Source organism: Enterococcus sp. 5B3_DIV0040 (assembly GCF_002140755.1).
Lineage (GTDB): Bacteria > Bacillota > Bacilli > Lactobacillales > Enterococcaceae > Enterococcus_D > Enterococcus_D casseliflavus.
In genome coordinates this window covers 282,093-295,374 of the sequence record NZ_NGLC01000003.1, presented here as the reverse complement: position 1 = coordinate 295,374, position 13,282 = coordinate 282,093, and the positions used below count along the sequence as shown (strand labels likewise).

Here is a 13,282-nt window from a genome sequence, read left to right as displayed (position 1 = left end):
TCTGTTCCGACTGAGCTTGTCGGCGTATCTACTACATCACCTTTGATTGTTTCGCCTTTTTCATTGATGTAGTGAACGATAACATCACCTTTTACCTCACGGTAAACGTAAGTTACCTCTGTTGTTCCTTCTACAACCTTTCCTTCTTCTGGGGCTGAAGATTTATCAACACGAATGAACTCATATACCTTGCCATCTTCTGTTGTGATTCTTTGCGGTTTATTATCATCAGCTGTGTTGTAGTCTGTTCCTACAGAACTTGTTGGCGTATCTACTACATCACCTTTAATTGTTTCACCTTCTTCATTGATGTAGTGAACGATAACGTCACCTTCTACCAGCGCATAGTAATAATTGATTTCTTTCGTTTCGCCAGACACTACAGTTCCATCTTCTAAATCACCATCTGTCACAGGATGTGGGTTCGGTGCTGTAACAAGACGCCATGTACGTCCTTGATCATCTTGAATCGTTTCTGGTTTTAAATCAGTTGTGTTATAAGCTGTTCCAGACTGAGCGTCTTTTGTATCGTATTCGCTTGTTCCAACTTCGGTTTTATCAATACCTGTTGTTTTACCAGAGATTGGATTAAGTACATTCCCTTTAGAATCTACACCTATATAGTTGACTTTGACACTTCCTGCTTTTTCATAGACATAAGTTAAATGAATATCTGTTGAAGCTTTCACTTTTCCATTTTCAGCAGTTGTTTCTTGAATCAGTTTGTTGTTTTCTACTTTGTCCGCAGACAGTGCAGTTTTTACAGAATCCTCATTTGCGTTAATGTTCTTTTCAGCTGGTTTTTGGACTAAATAATACGTTTCTCCCTTAAATACAATCGATTTATCTTTATGGTCAATCGTACTATAGTCTGAACCTGTTGTACCGTGCGAAGTATCTACTACCTCTTCTTTGATCACATTTCCTTCTGTATCTTCATAATGTACAATGACACTGCCTTTTTCTACATAGTAGTAATACGCGTCTACTTGTGGTTTATTGTCATTTTGAAGACGGAACCAGTTTCCGTGATAGAATTGCTTTCCATCCTCATTATATAGAAATGGGAAATATAATGCTCCTGGAACATCCAGTTTATTACTTCCAAATTGTGTTAAAGTGGTCACACTTTTTTCCTTTTTCAGTGTAAGACCAGCTTTCTTTGCCCATTCTTCCCAGTTTTGTTGGAATTCTTTTGTATTCCATTCTCCAGATTTAAGCGCAGGTGTTTCAAATATTTTGATGTACTTGTCTGTTTGTATCTGTTCGTTCCCTTTTTCATTATTTGCATTATAATCTTTAACACTTACTTTATCAGGATTCAAAACCCACATTTCGATAACAGCGTCACCATTTTCATTCACGATTCTTTGCAGACGCTTTGCATATGGAACTACTCCTGTTCGAGTAACAGTCCCAGAAATATAATTGGAAGACAAGGTTCCTTCTGACGTCCCATTTTTATCTGCTGATTCAACTAATTCATAGTTGTCATATTCCGCAATTCCAGATGCTCTAACGTTCTGACCTGCATATCCTTCTTGATGGTATGAACTTAAAGATTCTTCATTGCCAGTTTTTTGTGAATGATAGGTTTTTCCATTCTCTAAGTATTTTGTATATTGATCATAATCTACCACTTTATAATACGTAATAAACTCCGTTTTACCAGGTACCAATAGGTTAATACTGTTCACAGATATTCCTTGCAAACTTAATTCTGCTGGTGTAAAAACAAAGGTGTTCTGCACTTTACCATTCTCTTGAATACTTCTAATATTTCTTGTAACATTTCCCTTTTCATCTGTTGATTCTGAATAAGTAAATGGATATAAATAATCTTGATTATCTGCACCCACAGCTTCTTTAATCTTGTCAAAGATAATTTTACCACTATTAGGAGTTAGTAGTTTCGTTTCAAGAATCGTATTATCTTTTGCGTCCACTAAATTTACTGTAACATTTCTATTAGCTCCATTTTGGGGAAGAGAGAAGGTAAAATACCAGTCTTTTAAATATTTTTTGTTAAAACTTTCTGAATTAGTATCAGCTAAATTGTCTAAAGCTACAATCGCAAAAGTATATCTGCTTTTATCTAAATTCGCTTTATATTTTTCAATATTTACTTTTTTCTTTGAAACTTCTATTTCCTTCGATACTTCTGGATTACTGACCTCTGATTCTTCCTCTGCATCTTGAAGATTGGTAGGCTTTTCTGTTATTTTCCATTCTCTGGTCAAATAAGAACTTTCCTCTGTATTAGGTGTATTTTCTGTTGTATCAGCTGTTTCTTCCGCAGAAACCGTTTCTTCTGTACCAGCAGTTCCCACTTCTTCTGCAGGCTGATTGACAGGACGTTCCAATACTGTCAAAGCACTAGGAACAACATCTATACTATTGTCTGGATAAGTAAAAGTAATACTTATTTTTGCTTTATTGAGTGTTTTTTCTGTGCTCGGTTCTCCATATGACCATGTAACTGTTGTACCTTTAGGTAAAAGGTCAAACGCCTCTGGATTCTGAATACCAGCCAACGGTTCAATGGTATCACCAACATATGCAACGATTTCTTTTCCTTGTGGATTATAGTCTAAAGCCATACTATGATTATCCGCTGGAACTTCCTCAGCAAGTTCAGCTTCTTCTGTTGTTACAGCTGAATCAGGTGTAACTGTGCTTGTTTCCACAACTGCTTCTGTTGGCTGAGGTTGCATAGCTTCATTATTTGAAATTTCATTAACTGATGGAGTTTCGTTAACTTCTACTTCCTCATTAACTGTTGGCGTTTCCTCACTAATATTAGGGGTATTAGAGGCTTCTGTTGTAGTTACCGAAGTATTTTCTACCGCATGAACAGTAATACCTGCGCCAAATCCGAAGTAAATAGCACATCCTAAGAAGCAGGACACAACACCAATACTCAATTTTCTTAACCCATATTTGGACTTGCGATTTTCTTCTAATAGAGGCCGATTGCCTTTTAATTTGTGTTTATACTTCATAATCTGTTTCTTCTCCTTTTCCATAAACTCTTTTGTGGCCTATATGCATCAAGTAACTTGCACCTCCTGTCATCAATATTTAGACCCCTCAATTTATCACTATCTCGATGAGAATTGTAAGAAAAAGTATACATTTTGTGACAGGAGATGTTATGATAACAACGATTTATCAAATGCTTGATATCATGGGAATTTATCATATTGTACAAGGTAACAATGGACAAAAATATAGTGTCACAAAATGTATACTTTATGTGACAAATAAGTATATAATCATTTAATTAAGAACGTTTTTTACATCGATATATCGTTTTTTACATTTTGAAATAATGATACATTTGTGACACTAACAAAGAATCTTCCATAAGAAAAGACACCGTATCCACAGTGCCATACTTCTATAACTATTCAGTTCTTAATATAAGTCGTCATATAAGGCTCTTTCATTTGTTGTAATTTCGTTGTAATTTACTGATTTTCCTTCATTAAATTTACCTATTTTCCATTTATTTATAAAGCTATTCTCATTTTAGTTCCCGTTTTTGTTTTAAAAAATTTGTACCCCTTATTCACATAGATAAACAGTGCTTTCAATGTTACCATCATTGCTCTTGCTTATGATCCGTTTCTTTACCAGATTTCATCAGCCCCTTATAAAAATCAAAAACCGAACTGGAACCTAAACAAATTCCAATCAGTAAACCAATTGGAAGATTATCGAAGAGTAATCCTAAAATTAAACCAATCCCTAATCCTGTCGACATTCTAGCTGGTGAAATCTTTTTTGTTTCCTCTTTTTCCTTCTCTTTCATTCTTTTCCCTCGTTACAGCTTATCCACATATTCTTTGGCTTCTAATAAATCCATAGAGGTTGCCAAGCGGATCTCTTTGATAGCTTCAGTTTCTTTTCTACTGTTTTTGTAATGCATGGCTTTTACCTTGATTTTCTCCATATTCTATCTATTACGATTCCATCGAATAAAACAATGGTATCAAAACAGTCTTCTTTCTAACTAAAACCGATGATAATACTAATGAATTGAAAGCTATAAATATCGTTCTTGTAAATACTCTAAGCACCAATTCTTGCCCACTTGATTCTATCAACTATCACTCTAATCATCTTCTGATTTATCTATTTTTTTTGCAATTACTGCATAGTAAGCTCCCACACAACCACCTATCAACAGACCAATAAAAATATTCTTTAAAACGATACACCAAATAAAACCTAAACTGAATCCTATCCCCAAACATATAAATATCTTACTTCAATGGATTCACGTTTTTATTATTACACTTCATAACATCCTCCGTACTGTCTAATCCATCTATTCACTTGCTTTTTACAAATCCATCACAGTTACAGACCAAAATTGTCTTACAAAGACGGTTATTCCAATGATCTTCTTACTCAAATTCAGATTTTTCAAATATCACTAGACCACATTCATAGGGATGGACATAATAATACACGTAATTTCCCTGTGGTTTGTGAAGCAGTATTTTGTAAATAACCAGAAACAAGCATTAGCTCCTCCAGAATTAACCAAAACATGCTGTATGCCCGTCAAAACAATACCTATCGAACGTTGGCATCATAGCTCCTAAAATAAACTGCCAACATTTTATTGTCGAGCATTATCCTCCTTGGACTTTACAAACATAAAATAATCTACCAATTAGCTACTCATTCATAGCGTTCGTTTTATATAAGTTGAACTGCTGTTTCCCAATATGTTCATATCTATCATATCCCAGTAAATTGAATCAACAGTTTGATTTTTACATGAAACATAAGACAGATCTCAAAAATGATCTCAATTCTCTTTTGAATTAAACATTTCCTGAGACGAATACTTTAATCTGCTCAACTACGTAAATCACTGTTTCAAGTAATTGATACTTTAGTAAAACTTCGCCTAAAACCAATCTATCTACGCGTTTATTTCCAAGAAACAAGCAGAAGTAAAACTTAGTATTTTCACATAACTGCGAATACGTTTTTACGTATTTATTACGGCCAAGTTAAAAATGCCTTACATCACTTCTCAAAGAGATTTGATTTTTATTTTAAGCAAAAGTTGAAACTAGCATTAATCAATAGTTCTATTTGTCGTGTTTTCCACTCAAAAAAATACTCTAATCAATTCTCTCCTTGACTTTTTATTTACAGACTGTAATCCAACAACCATTCTTACAATAATATCCGTCTTTTTATTCCTTATTTCATTCTTTGGAAAATCGTCTCTCACGCCTCATGCATCCACATGATCTTGTTTTACCAGAACAAAGTGTACGTGATAGTACTTCAATACTCTTTCCACAATCACACTCACAATACCAATACATACTACCATGTTTTCTTTTACTTGTTGAATGCTTAGCAATTAATCGTCCAAATCGTTGATTAGTCAAATCTCTCCTACGCCTTCCCACACAATCTCGTTTCAAACACCCACATGATTTTGTACTACCGAAACAAAGATTACGTGATAATACCTCTACACTCTTTCCGCAATCACACTCACAATACCAATATATACTACCATTTTTCTTTATATTTATCGGATATTTTGCTATTAACCGTCCAAATCGTTGATTACTTAAGTCTTTTACACCTCTTTTGGCATATTTTAAACACCCGCATGATTTTGTATTACCATTAATCAATGAGCTACTAATCACATCTATCTCATTTCCACATTTACATTCACAATGCCATAATACATATCCCCGCTTTCGCAATAGCAAAGGATATCTTGCTGTTAACCTTCCAAATTGTTGATTTGAAATATCCTTTATATTCTTTCTCATAAAAATCACTCACAAATTTCCATATTAATTGTTAATTATTATATTTTTTATTTTACAAAAAATATAAACGTATTTTCAAGCGCTAACTATTAGTAAAACTATATTTTTGAACAAAAATAAACAGAGATATCTGATAATATGGATGAAAAAATACCGACTTGAATCATCAACTTATCATTCACGGTATTATAAGTGATCTCTTATACACATCTAGATGTGTATAAGAGACAGAAAAAATACCGACTTGAATCATCAACTTATCATTCACGGTATTATAAGTGAAACTATTACTTTATTAATTAATACAACCCCAAACAATATTCCCTTTTCTATCTGTAATAGCCGTTTCATTCAAAACAAAATCAATAACGGTTTCTTATTCAATAGCTACATTATCTAAAAACATCTTTTTTGAGCCAAAATATCTATAATCATTTACCATTTCTTTTTTGATTTTTTGTTATAATACATAACCTTGCACTAAACATGTACAATTTATAACCAAAAAAAATGCAACAAAGAAAAACAGCATCACCCAAAACATCTGAATAAATGAACTCTTAATGCAAAAAACAACATCGAACCGAACAAAAACCATAAAATTAACAAAAAAACAAAAAGAAGAAAATATACAAACCAAGAAAATAAATATCTTATTCTTGATCCATTCTCTTTTTCGCCTACGAAAAAATTTTATCCATAAAAACAATAATTATTCCCAGTAATCCTATTATGAATTCCATATATTTATTTCAACTCTATCCATCTATTACCCGGAATTTTAGCACTATTATCAATTGCTTTCCATAAATCTGCAATTTTAGCAATAACTCCGGATCAGCCAGCCTTTTATGTGTATTTAACAGCAGAAGAGGATAAAAAAAATGCGGTTACTGAATTGGAAGTGCGAATTTCTTATGATACGGGATATTTTGTTTCTCTTAAAGAACGTGTAAATAATCGGAAAACAAACAATGATGTGCAAGAACAACTTCGTAGAGGTGGTTATCAAGAAATTGGGCTTTTTCTAACGGGTGTAAAAATTTCTGTTTAAATAAATACTTTTTTCGAAACCGTTAAAAAATTCCATTTTCTAAGCGGTTATTTATTATTCCCCCCATTCTGTTATTTATGTTGACAATTTATATAGTTTATCTCGTAGTTAATAAAAAGACGCTGACACAGCGAGGCTATTCCCAGATAATTTCGTCATATCTATTCGCCTACAATAAATATCTGCCAGTACGAATAGTATTTGGCATATGAAACATAGTCAATTGGTAATTTATTAATTTTTGACTTGTTTTACTAATCTCTACCATACAATACATCAATACAAATATTGCTAAACGATGTTTCAATGAATTGTTGATTCTCAATGTTTCCCCAGAATAGTTCAAGCTCACTTTCAAATTTCAATATCGATGTCAAATGTGTAAGCTTTTTTCTAGTTACTTAATTAGATAATCTCAAACCCATAACCTCGGATATGCTCCTTCAACAGCTCTAAATAAGCCTGAGCCAAAAGACTTAGCTCTAGTTGTTCTTGCTTAAGCCAGCCTATCGTGATGATATCATCATACTCTAAAGGAATCGCAACGATTTTGTCATCATTTAATTCGCTACTGATGATTCCAGAGCTAATGGTATAACCATTTAGACCAACCATCAAATTAAAGATCGTAGCACGATCACTCACTTTGATATTTTTCTTACGATCCCATGTACTTAGAATCTCTTCAGAAAAATAAAAGGAGTTTGTTTCACCCTGTTCATAGGACAAATACGGATAATCCTCGAGATCCGTTAAAGTGAGTGACTTTTTCGCCACTAGTGGATTACTGCGGCTAACAAAAACATGCGGCTTCGCTTCAAATAACGGAGTGAAAACCAACCCTTTTTCCTTAAATAGCTTCAGCATTACCTGCTGATTAAAAGCATTTAAATATAAAACGCCTAATTCGCTTTTAAAACTGGTAAGGTCGTCAAAAATGTTTTCCGTCTCGGTTTCTCGCAAAGTAAAACTATACTCGTCAGAATTCACAGTGCGCAACAGCTCAACAAAAGCATGTACCACAAAAGCATAATGTTGCGCCGACACAGAAAAATTTTGTTTACGTAAAGATTCGTTCTTAAATTTTTCCTCTAACAGATTGACTTGATCCAAAATTTGCCGACAGTATATTAAAAATTCTCGTCCTTCAGAGGTTGGTATAATTCCCTGCTTGTTTCGGATCACTAGCTGCACATTCATTTCACTTTCCAGTTCCTTCAATGCATTTGATAAGCTGGGTTGAGTTAAAAACAGCGCTTTTGCGGCCTCATTAATTGAACCTTTTTCAATAATTTTCTCAAAATAAATTAGTTGCTGCAGACGCATTGATTCACTTCACCTCTTTTTTTAAGATTATAACGGAGGTTATAGTTATTGGCTATAACTATTTATTACTTTTTTCAGTTATTCAAACAAAAAAAAACGTGCTATTGTATAGCGTAGTAAAATTCAAGGAGGAAAAAATATGAGAACAACCATTATTGGGTTTCCTAGAATTGGCGAAAATAGAGAATTAAAATTTGCAACAGAAAAATATTTCAGTGGGGAGCTATCTAGTGATGAGCTAGAAGATTTTGCCAAGAACTTAAGACAAAAACACTGGAAGCTAATCAAGGAAAGCGGAATCGATGACCTTCCAAGCAATGATTTTTCCTTTTATGACACCACCTTAGATACAGCGTATTTATTAAATATCATTCCACAAGAAGTAGCAAACCTGAACCTAACAGACACTGAAAAATATTTTGCCTTAGCACGCGGCTATCAGGGACAAAAAGGGGATATCAAAGCACGTCCGATGAAAAAGTGGTTCAACACAAACTATCACTATATCGTCCCAAAATTTGAAAAGGAGACTAACATTTTTATTAGCAGCGATAAACTTTTTAAAGAGTATAATGAAGCAAAAGCATTAGGCATAGACACACGTCCAGTACTGATCGGTCCATTTACTTTGCTGCAGCTTAGTGATTTTGAACTAGGAACAGATCGTAAAAAAATCACTAACGAGTTAATTACAGCCTATAGAGAAATATTGGATAAACTGAAAGATCTGGGAGCTGAATGGATTCAGTTAGACGAACCCAGCTTAGTGAAGGATTTAACAACCGAAGAACTAGCAGAGTTCAAAACGATTTATGAATGTCTATTAACGGATCAACAGATAAAGGTTCTGATACAAACGTATTTTGGCGATATTCGCGATGCCTACGAAACTGTCATCAATTTGCCTTTTGCGGGAATCGGTTTAGATTTTGTTGAAGGACGTAAAACAGCAGAGTTAGTAGCACAAGGGTTTCCTAAGGACAAAATCTTATTTGCCGGAGTGGTAAACGGAAAAAATATCTGGCGAAACCATTATCAGCAAACAATCGAAATGCTGAAAACCTTTGATCAGGAAAAACTGATTCTAACGACCTCTTGCTCGCTTTTACATGTTCCTTTTACCACCGACAACGAGACGTTTCCTGATGAAATTAAAAAGCATTTCGCCTTTGCGAAGGAAAAGTTAACAGAATTAGTTGATTTGGCAACTATTTTAGCGGGCAATGAAGAAGCTTTAAAAGACAATCAAGCACTATTCGCTAAAACCCGCTTTACTGAAAACCAAACTGTTCAAAAAAAAATCCGCGAACTTACGGAGCAGGACTACACGCGCAAGCCTGTCTTCCAAGAACGAGAGGCTATTCAAAACAAGGCGTTTGATTTTCCAGTGTTACCTACAACTACCATTGGATCCTTTCCACAAACAAGGGAAGTCAAGCTAACACGAGCGAAATACAAACGCCAAGAACTCAGTCAAGAAGCGTATGACCAATTTATTGCCCAACAAATCAATGAATGGTTGAATTGGCAGAAAAAAATTGGGCTAGATGTACTGGTCCATGGTGAGTTTGAGCGCAACGACATGGTGGAATACTTTGGTCAAAATCTCTCCGGCTATTTGTTTAGTAAAAATGGTTGGGTACAATCTTACGGTACTAGAGGCGTGAAGCCGCCGATTATTTGGGGCGATGTCGCTCGAGAAAAGCCAATCACCGTCAAATGGTCGACCTTTGCACAAGAGCAAACAGACAAAATTGTGAAGGGAATGCTGACAGGACCAGTAACCATCCTGAATTGGTCATTTCCACGAGAAGACATCAGCTTAAAGGATTCAACTTTACAAATCGCTTTAGCGATCCAAGAGGAAGTGTTGGATTTAGAAAAAAATGGTATTCGCGTTATTCAAATCGATGAAGCAGCATTACGAGAAAAGTTGCCATTAAGAAAGACGGATTGGTATTCTGAATATTTAGATTGGGCTATTCCAGCCTTTCGCTTGGTTCACAGCAAAGTCCAACCAACGACCCAAGTCCATACACATATGTGTTATAGTGAATTCACGGATATTATTCCCGCGATTGATCAAATGGATGCCGATGTGATTTCCTTTGAAGCTTCCCGATCAAACTTGGCAATATTGGATGAACTGAAAGCGCAAAATTTCCGCACAGCGGTAGGTCCAGGAGTCTATGATATTCATTCTCCACGTGTGCCATCAGTCAATGAAATCAAGGAAACCATCAACCAAATTTTAGCAAAAGTCCCCTTGGAAAAAGTCTGGATCAATCCTGACTGCGGCTTAAAAACCCGTGATATCCCAGAAACGAAGGCTAGTTTGACCAACATGACAGAAGCCGTAAAACAAGTCAGAAAGGATTTGTAGCCTATGTCCAGTACACTATCCTTTGAAGTTTTTCCGCCAAATACACAAATTGGCACAGAGAAGCTTTTCAAAACTTTGAAGGAACTACAGCAACTAGAGCCATATTTTATCAGTGTTACCTGCAGCAACAATCGCCAAACTATAGAAGAAACTACCTTGAAATTCGCAGATTACATCCATAGAAAGCTGAAAATTCCAACGATTACCCACTTGCCAGCAGCCTATCTTAATCAGTCACAATTAGCCGAACTGGTGAAACGGCTGAATCAGATTGGGATTAATCAGATTCTCGCATTGCGTGGAGACATTATCCCTGATTTGCCGCCTAAAAAAGACTTTGTCTACGCCAGCGATTTGATTCAGTATGTCAAAAAAGAGGCGCCGCATCTTCACATCAGCGGTGCTTGCTACCCAGAAACACATCCAGAGTCACTAAATCGAATTGAGGATATCAAACAGTTGAAGCACAAGGTATCAGTAGGCTGCGAACAACTGGTTACCCAATTTTTTTTCGACAATGATTTATTTTATCAGTTTCAGGAATCCTGTTACTTAGCGGATATAAAAGTGCCTATTCTCGCAGGAATCATGCCAATCGTCAATCGGAACCAAGCTTTACGACTGATTAAGACGACGAATACGAAGTTGCCACGAAAATTCTTAGCCATTCTGGAGAAATACGAGCATGATCCAGTCGCCCTGAGAGAAGCGGGATTAGCCTATGCCATCGATCAAATCGTGGATTTGACCACATATGATATTTCGGGCATTCATCTTTATACGATGAACAATGCAGAAGTAGCAAAACATATCTATCACAACACAAAAAACGTCTTGAATGGTCAATTCAAGGAGGGAGAGTTTATATAAAAGATTTGACAACGCTATTTGAACCTCTCATGACTAAAATCGCAAGATTCTTGGGAATAGAGCATACTTGCAAGCGTATTTCTTTACTCACAGCGGTTTCTCTTATTTACCAAGCTATCCCCGTAGTTCCTACGGTTTTTGATGATTGGATCTAAGCTAATCCCATGGAATGTAATCTTAGACCTTCGGTCAGAATATTGATACTAGCATTGATATCTCGGTCATGATGAGCATGACAAACAGGACAAGTCCATTCTCGAATTTCTAGAGATTTCTTGCCGTCTTTATGTCCACAATTTGAACAGATTTGACTAGATGGAAACCATTTATCTACTTTGATGATTTTCCGACCGTACCAGTCAGCTTTATATTTTAACTTAGTCACAAAACTAGACCATGAAACATCCGAAATACTTTTTGCTAGTTTATGATTACGCAACATACCTTGTGTATTTAAGTCTTCTATACAAATAATATCGTGGTTTTTGATAATCTCTGTACTCAACTTGTTTAAAAAGTCATTGCGTTGATTCATTACTTTTTCATGTAGTCGTGCTACTTTTCGTTTTTGTTTTTGATAATTTTTAGCTTCAAAGAGATTGATGCCTTTCTTTTTAGCTAGTAATGCACGTTTTGACAACTTACGTTGTTCACGTTTGAGTTTTTTTGCCATTTTTGACGTGAATTTATTGTTATCAATCTTTTGACCATCAGAAAGGATTGCAAAATCAGTTATACCAAGGTCAATTCCAATAGCGGAATTAGATCTAGGAAACTCAACTATTTCTTCTTCACACAGGATGGAGACAAAAAATTTACCACTCGAATTTTTCCGAATTGTAGCATTTAAGATTCGCCCTTTGGGCTCTTGACTTTTCGCAAATTTAACAAGTCCTAACTTAGGTAGTTTTATGAAATTATTTCTAATTTCAATACTATTATTCACATTTTTAGTTGTATAACTTTGTATAGGATGTTTTTTGCTTTTAAATTGTGGTCGTTTATTTTGCTTTTTAAAGAAGCGAGAAAAAGCATCAGAAAGATTTTTCAATGAGGATTGAATCGCAATACTGTCAACTTCTTTTAACCAAATTGTCTCTGCATTTCTTTTCATTTGTGGAAGCATGGCAGAACAAGAATTATAAGATAATCCTTTTCCAGTAGTCGCATATTCATGATTCCACAAATTCAAAAAATAATTATAGACAAATCTTGAACAGCCAATGGTTTTAGTCATTAATAGTTCTTGTTCTTGATTAGGATAGATTCTAAATTTATAAGCCTTATGTTGTAGCATATGGATTCACCTCATTTCTTTTTCTGATTTTGTATATATTTTCTAATTTGTTCTTCTGTATTTTCGCTAACAGTAGCTACAAAGTAGCTTGGATTCCAAAGATGTCCACCCCAAAGGAGTTGTTTAAGTTCAGGATGTTTTTTAAACAGCAGTCTAGCGGATACGCCTTTAAATGCACCCCACAATACTAGGAATATAGTATTGTGGGGTGCATTCAATAAGTAAATGAATATGGTCTTTATCTGATTCTATTTCCATAATTTTTATATTATTATCATCAGCAATTTGTTTCAAAAACTGTTTGACATCAATATCTACCTGACCATACAAAACATCATGTCGATATTTTACACACCAAACAAGATGATATTGAATAGAATAGACATAACCACGTCCATAATGAATTTCTGACATACAAAAACACCTCGCAATTATTTTAATATATGTACCTCTACAAAATCAATTATTGCAAGACATTTCACTATTATTTAGTTTATATTTGTCAGTTGTTTAGCTAAAGCTAGGCCACAACT

Annotated in this window: 8 protein-coding genes and 1 pseudogene; 3 read left to right on the top strand and 6 right to left on the bottom strand. The window is 34.9% G+C overall.

The annotated features are described in order from the left end of the window. The 3 genes from A5883_RS18670 to A5883_RS19645 form a co-directional block, all read right to left on the bottom strand. On the bottom strand, window positions 1-3,002 hold a 3,002-nt coding region (locus A5883_RS18670), incomplete at its 3' end, for a Rib/alpha-like domain-containing protein (protein ID WP_176324037.1). Window positions 3,003-3,604: 602 nt separating this feature from the next. Beyond that, entirely contained in the window at window positions 3,605-3,814 is a 210-nt protein-coding gene (locus A5883_RS18665) for a hypothetical protein (RefSeq protein WP_086339361.1), read from the bottom strand. Between the two features lie 12 nt (window positions 3,815-3,826). Then, window positions 3,827-3,955, bottom strand: coding sequence for a hypothetical protein (locus tag A5883_RS19645; RefSeq protein WP_254907914.1), 129 nt, complete (start codon window positions 3,953-3,955; stop codon window positions 3,827-3,829). A 2,717-nt stretch (window positions 3,956-6,672) separates the two neighbouring features. On the opposite strand from A5883_RS19645, the gene A5883_RS18660 reads away from it, so the two are divergent. After that, window positions 6,673-6,873: a hypothetical protein gene (locus A5883_RS18660; RefSeq protein WP_086339360.1), complete on the top strand. Its 201-nt coding sequence runs from the start codon at window positions 6,673-6,675 to the stop codon at window positions 6,871-6,873. Window positions 6,874-7,278: 405 nt separating this feature from the next. Here A5883_RS18660 and A5883_RS18655 read toward each other — a convergent pair whose 3' ends face one another. Beyond that, on the bottom strand, window positions 7,279-8,199 hold the full coding sequence (locus A5883_RS18655; protein WP_086339359.1) for a LysR family transcriptional regulator: 921 nt from the start codon (window positions 8,197-8,199) through the stop codon (window positions 7,279-7,281). Between the two features lie 139 nt (window positions 8,200-8,338). On the opposite strand from A5883_RS18655, the gene metE reads away from it, so the two are divergent. Further along, window positions 8,339-10,582: a 5-methyltetrahydropteroyltriglutamate--homocysteine S-methyltransferase gene (metE, locus tag A5883_RS18650; RefSeq protein ID WP_086339358.1), complete on the top strand. Its 2,244-nt coding sequence runs from the start codon at window positions 8,339-8,341 to the stop codon at window positions 10,580-10,582. Between the two features lie 3 nt (window positions 10,583-10,585). Continuing rightward, window positions 10,586-11,452 carry a methylenetetrahydrofolate reductase [NAD(P)H] gene (metF, locus tag A5883_RS18645; protein ID WP_086339357.1) on the top strand — a complete coding sequence of 289 codons (867 nt, stop codon included), beginning with the start codon at window positions 10,586-10,588 and terminating at the stop codon, window positions 11,450-11,452. A 151-nt stretch (window positions 11,453-11,603) separates the two neighbouring features. On the opposite strand, the gene tnpB is transcribed toward metF, so the two are convergent. Then, window positions 11,604-12,749, bottom strand: coding sequence for an IS200/IS605 family element RNA-guided endonuclease TnpB (gene tnpB, locus A5883_RS18640; RefSeq protein WP_086339356.1), 1,146 nt, complete (start codon window positions 12,747-12,749; stop codon window positions 11,604-11,606). 83 nt (window positions 12,750-12,832) lie between these two features. Then, window positions 12,833-13,163: pseudogene (tnpA, locus tag A5883_RS18635) on the bottom strand (IS200/IS605 family transposase); the annotation flags it as partial. Between the last annotated feature and the right edge of the window lie 119 nt (window positions 13,164-13,282).